At 53.6% G+C, this 21,488-nt stretch carries 16 protein-coding genes; 8 read left to right on the forward strand and 8 right to left on the reverse strand.

Annotation, left to right across the window (positions count from 1 at the left end; translation table 11 throughout):
* Positions 1–145: 145 nt before the first annotated feature.
* Positions 146–646 (reverse strand): CinA family protein, encoded by a 501-nt coding sequence (locus tag AXW11_RS13965; RefSeq protein WP_036204565.1) that lies wholly within the window; start codon positions 644–646, stop codon positions 146–148.
* Between the two features lie 82 nt (positions 647–728).
* Between AXW11_RS13965 and mutS the strand changes: the two genes are divergently transcribed.
* A complete protein-coding gene (gene mutS, locus AXW11_RS13970) occupies positions 729–3,362 on the forward strand; it encodes a DNA mismatch repair protein MutS (protein ID WP_091644149.1) in 2,634 nt (877 codons plus the stop codon).
* Positions 3,363–3,499: 137 nt separating this feature from the next.
* Entirely contained in the window at positions 3,500–3,823 is a 324-nt protein-coding gene (gene fdxA / locus AXW11_RS13975; RefSeq protein ID WP_007151871.1) for a ferredoxin FdxA, read from the forward strand.
* 67 nt (positions 3,824–3,890) lie between these two features.
* On the opposite strand, the gene AXW11_RS13980 is transcribed toward fdxA, so the two are convergent.
* The 6 genes from AXW11_RS13980 to AXW11_RS14005 all read right to left on the reverse strand — a co-directional run bounded on the left by AXW11_RS13980 (position 3,891) and on the right by AXW11_RS14005 (position 11,015).
* Positions 3,891–4,556 (reverse strand): LysE family translocator, encoded by a 666-nt coding sequence (locus tag AXW11_RS13980; protein ID WP_036204562.1) that lies wholly within the window; start codon positions 4,554–4,556, stop codon positions 3,891–3,893.
* Positions 4,557–4,587: 31 nt separating this feature from the next.
* On the reverse strand, positions 4,588–5,622 hold the full coding sequence (locus tag AXW11_RS13985; RefSeq protein ID WP_085681355.1) for a hypothetical protein: 1,035 nt from the start codon (positions 5,620–5,622) through the stop codon (positions 4,588–4,590).
* A gap of 157 nt (positions 5,623–5,779) precedes the next feature.
* Positions 5,780–6,730, reverse strand: coding sequence for a DegV family protein (locus tag AXW11_RS13990; RefSeq protein ID WP_036204559.1), 951 nt, complete (start codon positions 6,728–6,730; stop codon positions 5,780–5,782).
* Between the two features lie 106 nt (positions 6,731–6,836).
* Positions 6,837–7,670, reverse strand: a complete 834-nt coding sequence (locus tag AXW11_RS13995) for a metal-dependent hydrolase (RefSeq protein ID WP_075195840.1) — start codon at positions 7,668–7,670, stop codon at positions 6,837–6,839.
* A gap of 247 nt (positions 7,671–7,917) precedes the next feature.
* A complete protein-coding gene (locus AXW11_RS14000; protein WP_041334715.1) occupies positions 7,918–9,294 on the reverse strand; it encodes a solute carrier family 23 protein in 1,377 nt (458 codons plus the stop codon).
* Positions 9,295–9,386: 92 nt separating this feature from the next.
* On the reverse strand, positions 9,387–11,015 hold the full coding sequence (locus tag AXW11_RS14005; RefSeq protein WP_041334713.1) for an acyl-CoA synthetase: 1,629 nt from the start codon (positions 11,013–11,015) through the stop codon (positions 9,387–9,389).
* Between the two features lie 145 nt (positions 11,016–11,160).
* Between AXW11_RS14005 and AXW11_RS14010 the strand changes: the two genes are divergently transcribed.
* Together AXW11_RS14010 and AXW11_RS14015 are read left to right on the forward strand one after the other, a co-directional pair.
* A complete protein-coding gene (locus AXW11_RS14010; RefSeq protein WP_036204553.1) occupies positions 11,161–12,666 on the forward strand; it encodes a sensor histidine kinase in 1,506 nt (501 codons plus the stop codon).
* Positions 12,659–13,297: a response regulator transcription factor gene (locus tag AXW11_RS14015; RefSeq protein WP_075195841.1), complete on the forward strand. Its 639-nt coding sequence runs from the start codon at positions 12,659–12,661 to the stop codon at positions 13,295–13,297. The genes AXW11_RS14010 and AXW11_RS14015 overlap by 8 nt, the downstream gene beginning before the upstream one ends.
* 7 nt (positions 13,298–13,304) lie before the next feature.
* Here AXW11_RS14015 and AXW11_RS14020 read toward each other — a convergent pair whose 3' ends face one another.
* Positions 13,305–14,723 (reverse strand): aminotransferase-like domain-containing protein, encoded by a 1,419-nt coding sequence (locus tag AXW11_RS14020; protein WP_075195842.1) that lies wholly within the window; start codon positions 14,721–14,723, stop codon positions 13,305–13,307.
* 190 nt (positions 14,724–14,913) lie between these two features.
* On the opposite strand from AXW11_RS14020, the gene AXW11_RS14025 reads away from it, so the two are divergent.
* From AXW11_RS14025 to AXW11_RS14040, 4 genes are all read left to right on the forward strand, one after another.
* Entirely contained in the window at positions 14,914–15,723 is an 810-nt protein-coding gene (locus AXW11_RS14025; RefSeq protein WP_041334710.1) for a PhzF family phenazine biosynthesis protein, read from the forward strand.
* Positions 15,724–15,931: 208 nt separating this feature from the next.
* Positions 15,932–16,960, forward strand: a complete 1,029-nt coding sequence (locus tag AXW11_RS14030) for a BaiN/RdsA family NAD(P)/FAD-dependent oxidoreductase (RefSeq protein WP_258955227.1) — start codon at positions 15,932–15,934, stop codon at positions 16,958–16,960.
* Between the two features lie 207 nt (positions 16,961–17,167).
* Positions 17,168–19,228, forward strand: coding sequence for a hypothetical protein (locus AXW11_RS14035; RefSeq protein WP_177190656.1), 2,061 nt, complete (start codon positions 17,168–17,170; stop codon positions 19,226–19,228).
* Positions 19,225–21,342, forward strand: a complete 2,118-nt coding sequence (locus tag AXW11_RS14040) for a hypothetical protein (RefSeq protein WP_075195764.1) — start codon at positions 19,225–19,227, stop codon at positions 21,340–21,342. Before AXW11_RS14035 ends, AXW11_RS14040 begins: the two co-directional genes overlap by 4 nt.
* The last annotated feature ends 146 nt before the right edge of the window (positions 21,343–21,488 follow it).

Below are 21,488 nucleotides of genomic sequence, written 5' to 3' on the forward strand. Positions count from 1 at the left end.
CGTTGCAAACCCTCTGTCGCCAATGCCGTTATCGGGACGGGAGCCCGGCGGCCAAAATCATGGACTGCGGAACCCGGAAAACCGGACTCCTGTATATTTGAACAGTATTAAAACACAACACGAAGGTAAGACCAACCCCTCCGTTTCAGGCCTTTTCCAGAAAGCCCCTAACTCCCTGTAACACATAAAGAACCGCCTGGCGCCGAACCTGATCACGGTCGCCCTGGAACTGCTCAACCACCGCTTCGGTGTCAGCCGGAGAGCGCCCCCAGGCAAACCACACCGTGCCTACCGGCTTGTCGTCACTGCCGCCACCAGGGCCCGCCACGCCGCTGATCGCAACAGCCACATCCGCACCCGTGGCCGCCAGGGCACCAGCAACCATTTCCCGTACCACCGGTTCGCTAACCGCGCCGTGCTCCCCCAGCGACGGTTCAGTCACACCCAGCAAGCCCCTTTTTGCATCGTTGCTGTAGGTCACCAGTCCCGCCAGAACGTAGGAAGAAGAGCCCGCGCGGTCGGTCAGCACCTTGGCAACCCAGCCGCCAGTGCAACTTTCGGCAGTGGCTATCGTAAGCTCGCGTTGCATTAATACGTCAGCCAATTGCGTGCCGGCTTCCGCCAATGCCTCGTCAGTCAGTGGCATAATGATCTCCTTCGTTTCATCATGGCGGTTATTTTCTTACAATCCCTGCCTTCACATAAAGCCAATGGATCCGGAACCGTTCATGTCAGCAGCCCAGACCGATCTGTCCCACCACACCCCGATGATGAGGCAATACCTCAAGATCAAGGGTGAACACCCCAATGAACTGGTGTTCTACCGCATGGGGGACTTTTACGAGCTGTTCTACGAGGATGCCAAGAAAGCCGCCGAACTGATGGATATCACCCTGACGGCCCGAGGGCAGTCCGGGGGCAGCCCGATTCCCATGGCGGGCATTCCTTACCATTCCGCTGAAGGCTACATTGCACGTCTGGTTCGTGCTGGTCAATCCATCGCCATTTGCGAACAGATTGGCGACCCGGCGACCAGCAAGGGGCCGGTAGAGCGCAAGGTGGTTCGCATTGTGACGCCGGGCACGCTGAGCGACGATGCGTTCCTGGAGGACCGCCGGGATAACCTCCTGGTCGCCATCTACAGCCACCGGGAGCAGTTTGGTTTTGCCTCCCTCGACATCTCCAGCGGACGGTTTACCGTGTCTGAACTGGACGATCTCGAGGGCCTGCAAGGGGAACTCCAGCGCCTGCGCCCAGCGGAGATCCTGATCAGTGAGGACTTTCCTTATCAGGACGTACTGGACGGCTATACCGGTATCCGTCGCCAGGGCCCATGGCTGTTTGAGTCCGACACCGCCCGCCGCGTGATTACCCAGCAACTGCAGGTCCGCGACCTGACCGGCTTTGGCTGCGAAGACCTCACGCTGGCCATCTGCGCCGCCGGATGCCTGCTGCAGTACGCCAAAGAAACCCAGCGCACCGCCCTGCCCCACATTCGCAAACTCAGCCGTGAACGGCGCGAGGAAGCGGTAATCCTGGACGCCACCAGCCGCCGTAACCTGGAAATCGACACCAACCTGATGGGCGGCACCCAGCACACCCTGGCCTGGGTGATGGACCGGACGGCGACCGCCATGGGTGGGCGCCAGCTAAGACGGTGGCTTAACCGGCCTTTACGGGACATTACCGTGGTGGAACAACGCCAGCAGGCGGTTTCCGCACTTCTGGACGGCTTTCACTATGAGCCGGTTCATGACCTGTTGAAAAGCATCGGTGATATCGAGCGGATTTTGGCCCGCGTGGCACTGCGTTCAGCGCGCCCAAGGGATCTGGCACGGCTGCGGGATGCCTTTCTAAGCCTGCCGGATTTACAGAAGGCACTGACACCGGTCAATTCCCACCACGTCGTCAGACTCGCCACAACGATCAGCGAGTACCCCGAACTATCGGACCTGCTGGAACGAGCCATCATCGACAACCCGCCGGTGGTTATCCGGGATGGCGGTGTTATCCGCGAAGGTTTTGACGAAGAACTGGACGAACTGCGCAATATCAGCGAGAACGCAGGCCAGTTCCTGCTGGACGTTGAGACTCGTGAGCGCGAGCGTACCGGGATCAGCACGCTGAAAGTGGGTTATAACCGGGTACACGGCTACTACATCGAAATTACCCGCGCCCAGTCCGGGCAGGCGCCAGTGGATTACATCCGCCGCCAGACCCTGAAAAACGCAGAACGCTTTATCACCCCGGAACTGAAAGAATTCGAAGACAAGGCCCTGAGCGCCAAGAGCCGCTCGCTGGCACGGGAGAAAGCCCTGTACGACGAGGTACTGGAAACCGTAGCCGCAGAACTGGCACCCCTGCAGGACGCTGCCCAGGCCCTGGCGGAGCTGGATGTGCTCAGCAACTTTGCCGAGCGGGCCACCAGCCTTCGCTTCAATGCCCCGGAATTCAGTGACACGCCCGGCTTCGATATCGAAGAAGGCCGCCACCCGGTGGTAGAACAACTGCTGAGCGATCCCTACGTGCCCAATGATCTGCTGATGGACCAGCAACGGCGCATGCTGGTGATCACCGGCCCCAACATGGGCGGTAAGTCCACCTACATGCGCCAGGCAGCACTGATTGCCCTGCTGGCTTACACCGGCAGCTATGTGCCCGCCAACCGCGTGGTCATCGGGCCACTGGATCGTATTTTCACCCGCATGGGGTCGTCAGACGACATCGCCGGCGGCCGCTCAACCTTTATGGTGGAAATGACTGAGACCGCCAATATCCTTCACAACGCCACGGAATACAGCCTGGTGCTGATGGACGAGGTGGGGCGCGGCACCAGCACCTTCGACGGCCTGTCCCTGGCGTGGGCGACAGCGGAACACCTGGCCAAACACATTCGCTGCTACACCCTGTTTGCCACTCACTATTTCGAGCTCACGCAACTGGCCGACGATCTTGAGCACGCCGTTAACGTTCACCTGACTGCCACCGAGCACGACGACACCATCGTGTTCCTGCACAACGTTCATGACGGCCCGGCGAGCCAGAGCTATGGTTTGCAGGTGGCGAAGCTGGCTGGCGTGCCCCAGGACGTGATTCGCAATGCCAAGGAGCAGTTGTCCCACCTTGAAGGCGGTGCGGCACCAGCCAGGCCGGCAGCCGATCATACCGCCGTGGCGCCGGCTGAACCTGAAAAACAGCCACGCACCGCCCGCGTTAGCGAGCCGGTTATGCAGGCAGACATGTTCGCCAGCCTGGAGCCCAGCAAAGTGGAAGAATGCCTGGCCGACCTGGACGTGGACGGACTGACTCCGCGGGATGCCCTTAACCGACTGTACGAATTGAAAGAACTGCTGGGGAAATAGTGGAACTCAGCGGCAGAATTGATCTGTGTAATAACGATAGTGCACCTCAGCGCTTGCGACAGGGCAGGCCGCTCAATACAATATCGCGCAATTATTATTACACTGATGAGATTGACTACTGGACCAGGAAACTGACTATGACGTTTGTCGTTACTGATAACTGCATCAAGTGCAAATACACGGACTGCGTGGAAGTATGCCCGGTTGACTGCTTCTACGAAGGCCCGAACTTTCTGGTAATCGATCCGGACGAGTGCATCGATTGCGCCCTGTGTGAGCCGGAGTGCCCCGCTGAGGCCATTTTCTCGGAAGACGAGCTGCCGGCGGATCAGGTCCAGTTTGTGGAGCTCAACGCCGACCTGGCAGGCAAGTGGCCCAACATCACCGAAAAGAAAGACCCGCTGCCAGAAGCCGAAGAGTGGGACGGCAAGCCGGACAAGCTGCAGTACCTCGAAAAGTAATAGCTGCGTTCAGCGTATTACCATCAAAAAGGGGAGCCTCGGCTCCCCTTTTTCATACATCACCACTTCACTGCGTCGCCAGTTTTGCCCCGATAGCGACGAAGAAGCCACCAGTCAGCGCGTTCAGCATGCGCTTTACGCCCTGCCCCACGCCAAGCCTTCTTGATTTGACCACCACCAACGCCAGCCCACATTGCCAGGCCATCGCCAGCACAAAGTGAACCGCCGCAAGGAACAGCGATTGCTGGAATGCATTCCCGGCGGGATCGATAAACTGAGGAAGCAACGCCATATAGAACAGCGCCGTTTTCGGATTCAGCACGTTGGACAGCAGGCCTTCTCGAAACGCCACCCAGATTGATACCGGTTTCATCAATGGCGGTTCGGCGCTCGATATCGAGGATTCATCGGCGTTTGCGGGGCCCCGGGCCATGGCCTGACGCAACGAACTCAGCCCCAGCCAGATCAGGTAGCAGGCACCTGCCCATTTGACCGCGGTAAACGCCCAGGCCGTCTCTACCAGCAGCACCGAAATACCCAGAGCGGACAGGGTGGCGTGAATAAACAACCCACAGCAGATGCCCACGCTGGTGACACAGCCATCCCGCAAACCATGTTTCAATCCACCGCGCCCGGCGTTCCGCATCACCAGCAGGGTGTCCACCCCTGGCGTGACAGTCAGTAGCGAGATGGCCACCAGATAGGCCCAGAACAGCTCCGTTGGTACCAGCATTGCCAAACATCCCACGCGAACGCAGGAGTGCTCAGCTCTCCTGCTGCAGAAGTTTTTTCGCCGCGGCCGACTTATAGAATGGCGCAAGACGACGACGGATCAGGGCCTCAAGATACCCCTCCTCCCGCAGCACGTCTATCACAGGAAGTGCGTAGGCATCCACCTCCGCCATGACTACATCGCGATCGACCCCAACGGCAGCCAACAGCTCAATTACCGGCTTGTCGCCATACAGGGTAAACAGGTGCTCCACCACGGCCCTGGCACACCCCTCAAAATAGGCCGTCTGTCGGAACTGCAGCCAGAACTCATACCCCAGAACCACAAACTCCTGGAGCTGTATGTCTCCAAGCCCCTCGTGCAACTCTTCGATGGTGCGGTCTTCCAGTGACACCCATACGGCCATCACGCTGTCGCGCAGCTCCTCGTCGCTCAGCGCCTTGTTCAGGAACTGTTCACTCCGGCTGATCAACCCCGGCAGGCTGTCGGACAACCAGGCCTTGAAACGGCGCTCAAAGGTCTCGTCCAGGCCCGGAACCGCCCTGTTGGCCATGCGCTTGCCAAACTTCATCATCGAGCCGACACCGGGAACACTCTTGGTAATCAGGTTGTCCTCGTAGAGGTAGTTCACCACGCCCTGATACACCACGTTTGAAACCAGCTCCTGATAGACCGGGTGAGCCATGATCTCGCTGATCACCCGCTCACGCTGCTGACGTAGTTCAAGGGCCTCTTCGAGGAACCCGGTGGCCTGCTCTCGGGTGATAATATCCCGTAACCGGGACGTGCGCTGGACCGGCGCGTTCAATACCTCCGTAGCCATTTCGGCCGCCAGTTCCGGGATACCGGCATCCAGTTCCATGTTGATCACAATGCGCTGGATCACGCCCATAACCTGTTCCGCCGAGGTCAGCCGGTTCAGGGTGATGGCCCCGGCGTAGTCAAACAGTTCATCCACTTCGGTTTCGAGAAAGCGCCGCAACTTGGCCCCTTTCAGGGAAGCCAGTTCGTGTTTTACGTGTTGCTCGAGCAACGCATTGGCGAGATCCGTTTTACCTTTGGTCATAATCGGGGTCCGGTGCTGTCTGGAAGTGGGCTTCTGAATTGAGAACGACATGAGGCTAACACGAAGCCCGACCGGCTGCGTTTGCCGAAGATACAGCCTTTGGTGTGCGAGTGAGCCAAGAAACGGGAGGTGGTGCCTGGGCGCCCGATAGCCCCGGCTACTGGAAATCGCTGAATTCGTGGGGTTCTGCGGCAAGCGCCAGGCACAGGCTGCCGGGGCCGATGTAGATGCTGCTGGTAATGCCCATCTGGGAGAGCAACAGCTCAACACCGTTTTTCTCACAGGCGTCACGCAGGCGATTCAATCCTGGAAGGTCCTCGATTTCAGTCCAGGTCAGGCCGCAGGAAAGGCTGACATAGGGCGTCAACAGACCTGCCTCGACCCTCGCGGTGGCATAGTTCATCACTTTTTCCACTGCCACGTCGAAACTCCGGGTTTTGGCAACCGGTTGTCCTTCAGCGCCCTGACCAAAAATGACCGGGGTGATGTTCAGTGCCTTGCCGAGAAACGCCACCAGTGCCGACACGCTCTTGTCTCCACGCCGACGGGCCCGTTCGCGGATATAGTGCAAATCCCGGGGAATCACGCAGGTGTAGATTCTGTCGGTGAACGTGTCGACTTCATTGCGTAAGGCGTTTTTCGAAAGCTTCTGCTCAATCAGGCGAAGGGTGTGAGCCGCCAGCAGCCCCTGGCCGGCAAAGATCTGTTTGCTGTCGATCACCCGCATGGAGAATTTGCCCTCCCGCCCGGCGGCGTGGCGGGCCTCATGATAGTGCCCCATCACACTGTTCATGGCTTCCGTGGCATTCTGGAAAATCAGGCTGCGAGACCGGGTGACCGTTTCGCAGATGGCAACGTCAAATTCCGTGACAATTTTTTCCATGAACAGATCGTGGATCTGTTCGGCGGAGAAGGCGTGTGTTTCGGCGTGGTGGCCCTTCTGCAACAGGCCGCTCTGGTAGAATTCCTGGGTCCTGACCGGGTCGTGCTCGTCGATGTAGGTCTGGCCATCAATAACGGCCGTGACCGGCAGAACAAACAGATCGTGCTTGCGACTGAACTCATAGGGCAGATCGCAGGCGGAATCAACGATAAGACCAACGCGCATGGGGCCTCCAGCTATGGGAAGCTATTCCAGCCGGTTGCTTCCCTTTATTGTCATTGTTTTTGGCAGGCCCAGTCTTACACAAAGCGGTCAATATTTCAGCACCCTGCTAGCGAGCGGATGGCTTCAGTTCAAGTTCATTGAGGTTTTTCTCGATCAGTTCACGGTTATCCTGTTGCCACGGATGAAACCCCTTGCGGAAATAGGCCAGGAAGTCCGGCATGCACTTGCGCAACACCCCCGGTTTACCCCATAGAAAGTTAATACCACCGATCCACGTGCCGAGGCTCCACAACTTGCCGTCGGTTTTCAACAGACTGCAGGTGTTCAGGAAGGTGTACTTGAAGAAATTCCAGGTCACAAACAGGAATACAATCCGGCGAAGACGCTCATTGCCAACGCAGTGTCGATAGACGTCGAAAGCCACCGATTTGTGCTCAGTTTCCTCGATGGCGTGCCAGCGCCACAGCTTTTCCATGTCCGGTGTGGCCCCTTCCATCCATTCCGGGTGACGGAGAATGGCATTCGCCAGCACCGCGGTATAATGCTCGGCGCCGCAGGTTCCGGCCAGTTGGCGACTGGGCGGCAGGTTGCCTACCCACGCCATATGCCTGCGGAATCGCTCATCAATGGCATCGATGTTGTACCCACGAGCCTTCAACGCTTCGTTGTAGTGCTTGTGCTCCCGGCTATGCAGCGCCTCCTGGCCAATAAACCCGCGAATCTCTTCCTTAAGCTTGGGATCGTCCACCTTGTCCCGGTAGAGCCGAACCGCATTGATAAACTGCTGCTCGCCATCGGGGAACTGGAGCGAAAGCGCATTGAAGAACGCCGTGCGGAAGGTGTCATTGCCGTGCCACAGGGTTTTGAGGTCGTCGGCAATATCGAAGTGCATGTGTCGGGGTGCAACCGAAACGCCTTCGGGCGTGGAGCTGATGGTCATGACTGCCTCCGGGTTATTGTGATTATGAAGCGGCATTCACCGTACAGCGGCAACGTCGCGTACGAAAATTGATCAGAAACTTCAGTTTAAACCCGAATTCAACACGGAAGGAAGGCGACAACTACAAAAAAGCGACAAGTTGTCACTATATGACAACTTGTCAAACAAAAAAGGAGGCATGGCCAAGCCGATGCCTCCAAGGACACATAAGGGTAAAGTGCGTTCAAGCAGATCAGACGCTGCTGGCTTAATGTTCTTCAGTTGCCTTAACACCCGGCGCTTCCGGGTCGGCGGTAAATCCAAGCAGCTTGGTGCGCTCGATAAGAAAATACAGCACGGCACCGGTGGCCAGTCCCCAACCCGCTCCATAGACTGCCAGAACCACCCCCATGGTACCGGCGATACCACGTTCAGTGTTGTTCTCCAATTGCTCAAGCCCCACCATTAGGCAGATGTAGCCAGTCAGAAGCAGAGTCAACGACAAGGCAATCGGCAATACTGGCTGGAAGAAGCTCACCAACGGCAACACAAACAAGGCAATGAAACCAGTAACCCAGAACGTACCACCACCGCTGTAGATGGAATCCATGGCGTTACGGCCATATTTATAACGCTCAGCCATGGTAGCGGTAACCGCCGTCCAGATAGGGCCGGCAAGACCGGGGTATGGCGCAAAGAAAGCGTGCCCACCGTTGCGGATAGCCGTCACGAGATGTACACGATCAATGCTGTTATCAATCTCCTCATCCTTTCGCAGGTGATCCACCCGGTTCATCAACGACTGCCCAACTACGATGTCACCAAAGGCAATGACATAGGCGATCACCGCTGTCGGAATGGCGTACATGAACACTTCGGCATCGGGAAACCCGACAGCAAACGGCAGATAGTTCCACAGCTCGTCAAACGCCGGCTTGGTAATGCCCCACTCCACGTCTGGAACGGCATACTCACCAGTGGCAAAACCCACCAGGATGGCGACGACCATTCCCGGGACCATTCCGTAGTTCGCAATCTTGCGGGCAATGTTGCTGGTGTCGACGAACCCTTTGAAAGATACCGAAAACATCAGATACAGACAGACCAGACCGCCCACAATCAGGGAAATGGGGGTTTCAGCCAGTCGTCCACCTGCTTCGATTTCGCCCATCAATGCGGCAATACCGGCACCAATAATAATGCCGCCCTTCATGGAACGGGGAATCAGCTCCACCAGCTTGCTCCCCAAGCGGGTAACCCCCAGCACCAGGAAAATAATGAACACCAGGAACTGTAGCGCAAACAACGCTTTAATTGCCTCCGGACCCGGCTCGTAGTCACCCAGGAAGAGAAGCACCACAGGGATGCCCGGCGTGATCCAGCCCGGTATCAGTGGAACACCGAGTAACGCTGGCAACATGAAACCGATGCCGCAAATCACCACGTAGGCAAGCGCAACGTCGTAGGGCACACCGAGGTACTTCTCCAGAAGCGGAATCATCGCAAGGCTGACCACGAACATGATCAGCGCCTGCACCATTTCGGCAAACTCCCAACGGTAGTGAACAAACGGCAGTCGAATCTTGAATGGACCAGCCGGCCAATATGGCTGCTCTTCCCCATTTTTACGGTGGTAAACTTGCATAAAAAGTCTCCTGGTGCGGAATCATCCGCACCTCATGTTGTTTTTGTGTTAACGGTTTCCAAACCCGGTCGCCGGGCTATAACACCACCAGATCAATCCAGTTCTTTTGCCTGGTCTCGCAGCACGAATTTCTGGATCTTGCCGGTTGAGGTTTTTGGCAGGTCACTAAATACGATCGTCTTGGGCACCTTGAAGCGAGCCAATCGTTCACGGCAGAAGTCGATCAGATCCTCCTCGCTCACTTCGCTGGCTTCCGGCTTCAAGGTGATAAACGCACAAGGGGTCTCGCCCCATTTGGCGTCTGGACGCGCAACCACCGCTGCCTCCAATACCGACGGATGGCGATACAGAGCGTCTTCCACCTCAATGGTAGAAATATTTTCGCCCCCCGAAATGATGATGTCCTTCAGACGATCCTTGATCTCCATATAACCGTCCTCGTGCCACACAGCCAGATCGCCGGTGTGGAACCAACCGCCGCGAAAGGCTTCCTCAGTGGCCTTGGGGTTTTTCAGATAGCCCTTCATTACGGTGTTACCGCGCAGGAATATCTCGCCAATGGTTTTACCGTCTTTAGGTACTGGCTCCATGGTGCTTGGCTCGCCCACCATCGTGCCTGCCAGCGTCTGATAACGAACGCCCTGACGTGCTTTGATCGTGGCCCGTTCATCCAGCGTTTTCTCATCCCACTCGGATTTCCACGCACACACTGTCACTGGGCCGTATACCTCGGTGAGACCATATACATGGGTAATCGCAATCCCCATTTCCTCAATGGCACCGATAACCTGTGCAGGAGGGGCTGCACCGGCTGTCATCGCCTTCACCTCGTGATCAATTCCGGCTTTTGCAGACTCTGGCACATTCAACAGAGCGTTGAGCACAATTGGCGCACCGCACATGTGAGTCACCTGATGATCGCGAATCAGCTGGAGGATTTTCTCCGGGTCCACCCGCCGTAGACACACATGGGTGCCTGCCATCGCCGTGACGGTCCAGGGGAAACACCAGCCGTTGCAGTGGAACATGGGAAGCGTCCACAGGTAGACGGGGTGCTGGCCCATTGACCACACGGCCTGATTGCCAAGACTGTTCAGATAAGCGCCACGATGGTGGTAAACCACACCTTTCGGGTTCCCGGTGGTACCTGATGTATAGTTCAGTGAAATTGCATCCCATTCGTTTTCAGGCAGGTTCCACTGGAACTCCGGGTCGCCTTCCTGAAGGAACGCTTCGTAATCCAGATCGCTCACCTGGATACCCTCACCGTATTCGGGATCGTCAATGTCAATGACCAATGGCTTTGAGTCCAGACGACTGATTGCATCGCGAACCACACTACCGAACTCCCGATCGGCCACCACCACTTTGGCTTCAGCGTGCTCAAGCATAAAAGCAATGGCCTCAGCATCCAGTCGCACGTTAAGAGTGTTGAGCACAGCCCCAATCATCGGAACGCCAAAGTGACATTCCACCATCGCCGGAATATTGGGCAGTATCGCCGCCACCGTGTCGCCACGACCGATGCCCCTGCTGGAAAGCGCAGAGGCCAGTCGGCGACACCGTTCATAGGTCTGTCCCCAGGTATAGCGAATGGCTCCGTGTATGACTGCCGGATAGTCCGGGTAGACACTGGCGGTACGCTCAATAAAGTCGATGGGGGAAAGGACAGAGTGATTGGCGCTGACTGGCTCGAGGCCCTGATCAAAAATTGATGTCATTGTATGGTCCTGTAAGCGTCATTATTCTTATGGTGCATTAAAGAAGTCTACCAAAAGGGCTACAATATCTGGTATAGAGATACTATTTTATAGCAACACTACTAGAAATTACACCAATGTATTATAGTGTATTTACTATATTAAAATGAAAAATAACCAAGGAAGCACTATCACAACCTTCCAGCTGCCAAGTTCCGACCCTGAAGCAGGGCTTATACTCGATTCCGACGGCCAGCTGCTAGGCTTGAATCAGGCAGCGAAAGATCTGTGTGCGGAGACCGGAACCGACAACCCGATCAGACTGCTACCAGTCAATTTCTCAGCTCTGATCAATGCCTGCCTTACCCAGGGGCGCGCTATTGAAGGCGTGGAGAGTCGTCTGCATTCGGCCACCCTGTCGTGGACGTTCATTCCCGACCAGGACTCTCGCCAGATTCTGGCACGGGGACGGGATGTCACAGACAACATTCGGAAACTGGACGAGGCAACCCGATCCAGCCGGCTTTACCGATTGATTACCGAAAACACTACAGACCTTATTTCCCGGCATGCACCGGATGGCAGGTTCATTGATGCCACGCCGGCATCCTGGAGGCTGCTGGGGTACTGGCCTGAGGAACTTAGGGGCAAACCTCTTGAAGAGGTATTCCGAAGCAATGCCTTCAGCGCCGAAATGGAGGAAGCCCGTAACCGGCTTCGGGACGAAGGCTACGCCACCATGACCATAGAGATCACCCACCGGGACGGCAGCAAGCGATGGTTTGAAATCGCCAGCCGGGCGATCAGGGAAACCTACACCGGAGCAGTGATCGAGGCCGTCAGCGTCTCACGAGACATTACCGCAAGGGTAAAGTCGGAAGAAAACAACCGCCGACTGGCCGAAGAACTCGCCCACACTGCCCGCCTGGCGACACTGGGCGAACTGGCATCCAGTATCGCCCACGAGATGAACCAGCCACTGGCGTCGATCGTTAACTTTGCCAGTGCAAGCCAGCGTTATCTGAAACTGGCCCTGGAGTACCCGGAGAACCTCGAGCGGGTGGACGATGGTCTGCAGCGAATCACTCATCACGCCAACCGCGCCTCGGAAGTCATCAAGCGACTGCGGGCCTTTCTACGTAAGGGGCAGCAACGCACAGCGCCGGTTAACATCAATGACGCGGTAACCAACGTCAAGCGACTATGCCAATGGGATGCAGACAAACATAATGTTGTCATCCAGGAGAACCTAACGCCGCTCAACCCCGTACTCACTGCCGACCCGGTCTTACTCGAGCAGGTGTTGATCAACCTGATTCGCAACGGTATCGACGCCAATACCGAAGCCCGGCAGGATAACAACGCCCCATCTCACATTAAGATTGAAACCTGCATAACACCGGCGCAGGAGACCCTGATCAAGGTGACTGACCACGGAACGGGCCTTGACGAGGAAGGCCTGCGACACATGTTCACGCCCTTCTATACCAGCAAACCTCAAGGACTTGGCCTTGGACTTTCCATGAGCCGCTCCATTATTGAGGGATATGGCGGCTTTCTGGACGCACAACCAGCCGACGGTGGCGGCCTGACACTGATATGCCGCTTCCCTCCTCCCCACTGCAAAAAGAATGAATCCGGCAACCCTAGGGAGACAGACCAGGATGAGTGATTCAGCCCATACCGTTTATGTTGTAGACGATGATGCCGGCATGCTGGAGTCCACCCAGTGGCTGCTGGAGTCCGTTGGCCTACACGTGCAGCCTTATGCAGATGGCCGGCAATTTCTGAACGCCGTTAATCCGGAGCATACCGGCTGCGTGGTCCTCGACATACGGATGCCTGGCCTCGGCGGCCTGAACGTTCAGGAAGAGCTTCAAAAACGGGGCTCGCAACTTCCCATCATCTTTCTCTCTGGACACGCGGATGTGCCCATCGTGGTCCGCGCCTTCAAATCCGGGGCTTTTGATTTCATCGAGAAGCCATTCAACGAACAACTTCTTCTGGATAGCGTCCAGCAGGCCCTTCAGGAACATCAGAAAACCAATAGTCAACAACGTGGAGACCAGCACACTGACACGCTTGTCGCTTCTCTCACACGGCGGGAACGGGATGTATTCATGCCATTGGCACAAGGATACACCAGCAGGGAAATAGCGGAGCAACTGGGCATCGGCGTGAAGACAATTGACTTGTACAGGGCGCGCGTAATGAAACGGCTAGGTGTGGAGCGCGTGCCGGATGTTACGGGCATTGCGGTTGCCATCGGCCTGCTGGATCCGATGAGCCTGCGGAAAAAATAGGCCCGAGTCAGGCCCGGGACTCAGCCGCCACAGCCGTTACGATGGCACCGAGGCGCGCAATGGCCTGCTCAACCCGCTCACTCCAGGGATTGGCACCATTCAATCGCAGGCAGTTTTCGTACTTGTCGGTGGTGGAGAACATCAGGCCCGGAGCCACGTTGATATTCTCCTCCCGCGCCCGGCGAAACACCTCTGTACCGGACACTGTGCCCGGAAGCTGAACCCACAGCACGAAACCGCCCTGGGGACGGCTGACAGCCGTACCTTCCGGGAAGGAGCGTCCTACTGCCGCACGCATACGGTCCGTTGCCTCGCGGTAACGCTGCCGGGCTGAACGCAGGTATCGGTCGTAACCGCCCTGCTCCAGGAAATGCGCTACGGCAATCTGGGGCACACTCGCCGTACCCAGATTACTGAAATACTTCTGCTGCCGTGCTTCGGCGAGGTATTTTCCCGGCATCATCCATCCCAGCCGTAAACCCGGAGAAATGGTCTTGGAGAAGGAGTTGCAATAGATAACATTGCCGGTGCGATCAAAGACCTTTGCCGGTCTGGGTCGATTCATGCCGTAATAGAGATCGCCGTAGATGTCGTCCTCAATCAAAGGAACGCCCACCGCTTCCAGCATCCTTACCATCTGCTGCTTGCGAAGATCAGACATCGTCGCGCCCATGGGATTGCTGTGATTGGGGACCACCACGCATGCCTTCACCGGCCACTGTTCCAGCGCCAGCTCCAATCCCTCCAGGCTCAGCCCTTCCGAAGGATGCGTCGGCACTTCAATGACCCGGAGCCCAACCACGTCCAGCGCCTGGAGGATGCCCGGGAACGATGGTGACTCGACAACCACGATATCCCCAGGCGAAGTGACCGCCTGCAGGGCAAGAATAATGGCTTCCTGGGCACCGTTGGTGGCAAGAATGTCGTCGGGCGTGGTAATAATCCCCAATGCGGCCATTCGCTGGGCCACCTGACGGCGATACTCGATCTTGCCGGGAAAGGCATAGTCTAATGTTTCCAGCCCTCGCCGTGCAGCCCAGAGGGTGGCATGCTGGATCTGCCGCACGGGCAGGAAATCGGGATGTGGCACAGCGGCCGCCAGAGGCACCATGCGTTTCTCTTCGTCAGCACAAAGATCAAGCGCCATGTCACGGGCACTCACCGGCACCGGCTTGGCTTTGTGCTTCTGCATCACCGGTTCTGGTGTATCCCGCCTGGGCAGATGCACAAAATAGCCGCTGCGCTCTCGCGCTTCGAGGTAGCCTCGGGCCTCCAGCGTCTGGTGTGCTTGAAGCACCGTTGACACGCTCACGCCAAACTGGCGACTGAGCGCCCGAACACCAGGCAACCGCTCACCTTCGCGATAAACCCCATCACGAATCAATGCGTGTAACTGGTCTGCTACCTGATTATAGAGAATGCCCATCGCTTCATCCTGCCAGATCAATCCAGAATGGCTGCAGTACAGATCAAACAGATTCTTACCAGCACAGATGTCGAACAAAAAAGCCTGTACCGGTCCAAAATCACAATATCTGAATCTGTTATGGTTGTCTGCATAAACGGAGAATGGTGACTCTGGCTATCACTCATCGAATCTCGCGAAAGGAAAGAGAATGAAAACACTACCGATATATCAGGTCGACGCCTTCGCCAGCCAGGTTTTCGGCGGAAACCCCGCTGCCGTCATGCCACTTGAAGAATGGCTGCCGGACGACACCATGCAAAAAATGGCGCTGGAAAATCATCTCTCGGAAACGGCCTTTCTGGTGCCCCTTCCTGATAACGCAGAAGAAGACTTTCACATACGCTGGTTCACGCCCGACATAGAAGTGCCTCTCTGCGGCCACGCCACCCTCGCCAGCGCCTGGGTCCTCTTCAACAAGCTGGGCTGGAAAAAGGAGCAAATCCGATTCCAGTCCAAAAGCGGCCCCCTGGGAGTGAAACAGACCGACGACGGCTGGCTGGAACTGGACTTCCCTAATCTGGGCTTTGAGGAACGCCCGACACCCGGCCTGATTCTGGAAGCCCTGGAAGGCTGCCCGAACACGTCGTTCTTTGTTCCCAAAGACACCAATTACCTCATCGTCCTCGGAAACGAAGCGGCGGTAAAAACCGCGCAGCCGGACATCCGCAAGCTCAAAGAACTTGGCAATCTAGGTGTCATCATTACGGCACCCGGCAATGACTGCGACTTCGTCAGCCGTTACTTCGCCCCCGGCGGCGGCATTGATGAAGACCCGGTCACCGGCTCAATCCACAGTATTCTGGTGCCCTACTGGGCCGAAAAACTCGGCAAGGATCACCTGTTGGCACACCAGGTGTCCGACAGAGGCGGCGTTCTGCGATGTGAACTGAAGGGCGACCGCGTCGCCATTGCGGGCCAGGCGGCATTCTATATGGAAGGTTCCGTGCAACTGCCCTAACGTCTCCGCAAAAATGTATACTGCGCCCAACTAATACATGCGGGGCGGTACAAGCACAGATGTTTGGCAAGGCGCAGGTTGAGAGCTGTCAGGGATCGTCAAAAACAGGGATGTTTTTGTCGAGCGTACAGGGACGCATTCACCGCGTATCCCTGACCGCCCTCAACCCGTGCCGGAACTCCGTAGCCCTGCAGCGGGACAACATCAGATGAACACGGCGAGCTACGACGTCATCATCATAGGCGCCGGCGCCGCAGGCCTGATGTGCGCTCTAACTGCAGGCTACCGCGGCCGTAGCGTGCTGGTGATCGACCACGCCAACAAACCCGGCAAGAAGATCCTTATGTCCGGCGGTGGCCGTTGCAACTTCACCAACCTCAACAGCACGCCGGCGAACTTCCTCTCGGACAATCCCCACTACTGCATCTCCGCCCTGAAACGCTACACCCCCCAGCACTTCCTGGACTTGGTGGAACGCCACGGCATCGAGCACGAGGAGAAGGCCGCCGGGCAGCTATTCTGCAAGGACAGCAGCAAGGAAATACTCGATATGCTGCTCACCGAATGCGAATGGGCTGGCGCGGAAGTGCGACTTAAGACAAGCGTTAAAACAATCAGCGGTGTCGATCACGGCTATCAGCTACAAACCAGCAGCGGTACCCTGACCTGCGAATCCCTGGTCATCGCCTGCGGTGGGCTGTCCATCCCCACCATGGGCGCAACCGGCTTTGGCTACGATATTGCGAAACAGTTCGGGCTTGCCGTACTGCCCACCCGGGCAGGGTTGGTGCCCTTCACCCTGCACCCGGAGCTGAAGGAACAGTTGGCGCCCCTGTCCGGCGTCAGTTGCCCTGTGGATGTGCATTGCAACAACGAACATTTCCGCGAACCGATGCTGGTCACCCACCGCGGGCTCAGCGGCCCTTCGATGCTGCAGATTTCCAGCTTCTGGCACCCCGGCGACAGCCTGAGCGTCAATATGCTGCCCGCCACCAACGTAGAACAGGACCTGCACGACCTGCGTAACTCAAAACCGCAATCCACGGTGGCCCAATACCTTGCGCAACACCTGCCCAAACGCTTCGCCCAGGCCCTGAACGACGTTCACGGCTGGGCCGGTCCATTGCAGGGCTACAAAAACAGCGACATAGAGCAGGTGGCTCGCGCCCTGGACCAATGGACCATCAAACCTGCCGGCACCGAAGGCTATCGAAGTGCGTTATTCCGAACGCATTAAATTGTCAAAAAAAGGCCCACTCGCCCATTTTTCGTCTACACTGCAATAACCTACATGATCTGACAGCTACAATTATTGAGAGACATTTTTTGACAGCTTTTTGGTAGAGATCTCACGTGAGCGAAGGCCGAATCGTGCAGATGCTGTTTTTAATATGGGGCGCCATTGATTTAAACGAGAACGACAGTTAACGGAAGTAGAGATATAGTGAAAATCACCATGAAAAACGGCGAGCATCAGTTAAGGATAGAATCCGAAGCCGGGGCTTGTAGGCACATCAATATTCACTATCTGTCTCATGTAAAAGACTGGGAACCTTTCGCACAGCATGCAGTCAATTACTGCACGGGTAAGAAACCAATCTCAATAAAAAGTTGGTGGAGTCGCCTAAATAGCGTGTTGCGACCGACTATTACTGACTCAGAGATGAAAGCTTTTCCAAAGAAAGCCGACGACTGGTCGACGCTAATAAAAAATCTTTATCTGACGACATTGATCACGCCTGAAATTAAATCAAGCATCACTACACGGGTCGCTATTTGGAATAAAAATCTTCTCCCCTTTTTGGTGTACTTGCAAGACCGAGATCAGATACCCATTTCAGTTCTCATTCCCGCAATGAAGCAGGTCAATCAAGTCCAAAAAGAATCCAGCTTCAATGTGAGCATAATTGGCGAAAAGGCAGCATACAAAGTTAATAACAAAGACCAAATTGATAAACTAATTTGCCCGGTGAGCTTGAGCAGGACTGACTCTGAATATTTGGACGAGCTTTATTACGATCTTGAACGAAAACGAAATAGATTGCATCAAGCGTTAACAGATTATTGGAAGACCCTAAAAGCATTTTTTGAAGATGGCCAAAAATTAATAAACGAAATTGATCTCGCTTCTCTTGAGCGACGGGTCAAAGCTAAAGACTTCTATGACATATATCCTCGCGAAAAAGGCACCCCGCCCATTAGACGCCATTTTTCATCTGGACATAACAGGAAATCTTTCGCCGCCTATCTATTATTGAGCAAAAAATACAAAGGATTCATTAAACTTTCATCAAAAATTGAAGACTGTGGGCTGGCAAGCAGAACCGTTATGTGGGAAAACAAATCATTATGGATGAGTCATACCCCCCCGAGCCATATTGAAAAAGATAAAATCGGCTATACGGGAAAACTAAATTGGATGTTAGGCATTTTGGGTAACATGGATGTTTCCTTTATCGTCGCACTTTTAATGATGGAAAATCCAAAATTTACTTTTTTATCCTTGCTTAACTGCAAGGTTGAAGACAAACATGGTAAATCACGTCTCGAAATTGGGGAAACTTCAATTTCTTTTATGATTGAAAAGAGTCGCGCCAAAGCTTTTAAGAAAGAAGGGTTGTCAGATTTAAGTCTCGAGATTATCTCAACGCTTTTAGAAATGCGCACGGCCAACCTCGCGAATCTCCCCACCAATTTATCTAAGTACCTATTCGTTATCCTCGCCATGAATTCAAAGGATAAGGATTTTACCTGTGCGCAAGGTTCGAGAGTAACAGCCTATTTGACCGGGAGAACTGAAGGCTCACTCTTCATCGGCAGCTTGTTTCCGTCCCTTGCTGATGCCGGGATTTCCCGAAATCAGATAACCCATTCGAAACTGCGAGCTTCAGAAGGCGTTCTAGAGTATTTTCGAACTGGATCAATCAGAGCCGTTTCTAGAAAATTAGGCAACGGAACAAGAGTAGCGCTTGAGCACTATCTTCCAAAACCTCTCATAGCAGCCTATAACACAAGGCAGGTGAGACGGTTTCAAAACCTAATGCTTGTTTCCGCATGTGCAAATGAGGATTATCTACTCGACGCTGTAGATTTTAGTAATTTGAATGAATTACATAGCTTTATTCTCGAAATGCTTGCTCTTGATTCCAAAGGTAACAATCCTCTAATCAGCTATCTGAAGGATAAAATCGACGAAACACGCGAAAGGCATCAAGGCGATCTGATCGCAAATATTTCAGAGAGGTCTCTGTCATTGTTGTATGCTTATAAACTTATTGCCGAGAACAATAATATAGGTGCATCGACACTTGCACAGAAAGACTCTAAAACAGGTTTGGCTCCTATCAGTTTCATTACATTAGCAAAGCATTTAAACACCACCCTCTCTCAACATAACGAATCCTCCGTCAGAGAAACCAATTTTTCTGCAAAAAACAAAGCATTATTAATGGCCGAAAAATTGGAGTGGGATCAACTTATCATGCGACGGGCTAATATTTCATGAGAAAACTCAACGCCCATTTGGACTGGAGCCAAGCGGACGTAGTAAGCATTCAAAAGTATCTCGCAGGCTACGACTCTGGAATCACAATCTATTCCGGTGATTTTATCGCGGATTGGCTGCTATCTGGAATTCATGAAAGCAAATGGATCATTAAAACAGCAAAAACTGTTAAAAGGGCTGACGGTAGCTATAAGTACGTGCGAACCATAAATTGGAACAGACGGCTTCCTGATGGGACACTTCTCTATTCACCTCAAAATCGTGATTTTCTTGACTTCCTCCAGAAAGCAATTTTCGTGATAGTAGAATCAACCTCTATCGCTCCAAACGTCTCCGTGAGTTCACTACCTGGTCTAGTTAATAACCTTCTATCTTTTGCTCAATGGTGCTTTCGTAAAGATATTAATCTATGCCCACGATCAGAGTTTCTTAGAAATCTCACTCAAGAACGACTTTTTCGCTACGTAAGAGAGAAAATTCACGGCGGAATCATGGAGTTGTTCGGCGTTGCAGAGATTTTTAAAGCTCGTTTTTTTGAGATGTCCGGTACAGCTTTAATCAGCGACGATATTTACCATCTAACATCCGCTGATATTAGCGAAGCAATCAGAGTCTTTAAATCAAAAGGATTTTACCGAAAAACCAAATTCGGTGATTCTGTCATAGACCGCATGAAATTCGTCGAGGAATTTGAGCTCCCACAACAAATTACGCATAGCGATAAATTCAGTGCGTTTTTGAGACAATTTGAGCCAGATCTACTAAGGAAAAGCCAAGACGTTCTCGTGCCTGTGACGCTTGAGTATGAGTTTCCTGGACATACGACTCCGCTTATTTCTGAAGTTATAGCTAACAAGGAAAACATAAAGCAGTTCTTGGGTTACTTTAAAATTTTTCTATCTACAAAGAAGTTGTTCCACCGTGAATTGCCCGATTCAGAGCAGTTTAGGTTTGAAGAGATCCACACATACATACAGAACAATCAATTGCAGATTAAACACACACCTTGGATTCCGCTGCCCGTTTGTCTGCAGATAATCAACTCCTCGGTTGATTGGGTGCTTAACAAAGGGGAGGCGATTATCAGTGCTATGGTAGACGCTTTCGACACTTTGCACAACGAGGGTTTATTAGTCATTGAAAAACCATTTACTCAGCTTTATAAGAAACGAGAAATTGTTGTTGAAAACGTACTTCAACGACATCGAAAGAAAATAGAGATCAGTTCGTTTGATTATCACGGCCGCGATGTGGAATTATTCAGATCAAGACCTCCGCTAACCTATCTCATTGACATCTTGCGGGGTGCTTGTTTCATTATAATAGCTTCAATGAAACCGATCAGAGTAAACGAACTCTCCTCATTAAAATACGATTGTTTATATTTCAAGGATAACGATGGCTTTTGGCTCATGCAGGATATTGAAAAGTCGGGTATACGCGGAATCCTTCCAGAAGATGCGAAGCCAATTCCGCGTGTTGCAGCTAGGGCCATCGTACTACTTCAAGAAATGAACAAACATGCGCGAAAACATGTCCCTTCAAAAAAAGAAGAACAATACCTTCTGTATGGAATCAACTACGGATTTAGTTGGACATCTGCTTCGATTGCCGATCATGAATTCATAAGGTCACGGCTTTCCTATTTCTGTGACCATATCGAAGTACCACTCGATGAATACGGAAGACGGTGGTACGTCAATACACATGAATTACGAAAATCGTTTCTTTTGAACTTTTTTTGGACATTTAAATTTTCCTCCTTAGATAGCGCTCGGTGGATGGCAGGTCACACCAATCCAGATCACATTTTTGAGTATATTCAGGATAACTTTGAAGGCCAGGAGATGGTTGAGGTTGAATCTGAATATGCGTATCAGCAATTGAGGCTTTTCAAGGACGGTAATAATCTCTCTGACGTCAGCAACATCGAAGATGTTTATGACGCAGTCTGCAATCAGTTCAAGGTTAACTCTATTTCCGAGATTAAAGAAGACGAACTGAAACAATGGCTTGAAATTCAAATTGAGTCGGGTCATTTCGAAGTAACTGTTTTTGGTATCGAGAATGTCGATGAAGGATTAAAGGTCGACATTGCTATCAAGATTTCGTAGGCGGTGAGATGTCTGATATAAGAAAAGAATCCATTAGAGTGCTCTATCATTCAATGATTGAAGCACTGAAAAATCCTGACGCATATTCCTGGATAACATCTAAGTGCGGGAGCCAGGCTGCGATTGCTTCTGTTGAGCGAAAATCA

The sequence above is a fragment of the Marinobacter sp. Hex_13 genome, assembly GCF_001566815.1.
Lineage (GTDB): Bacteria > Pseudomonadota > Gammaproteobacteria > Pseudomonadales > Oleiphilaceae > Marinobacter > Marinobacter salarius.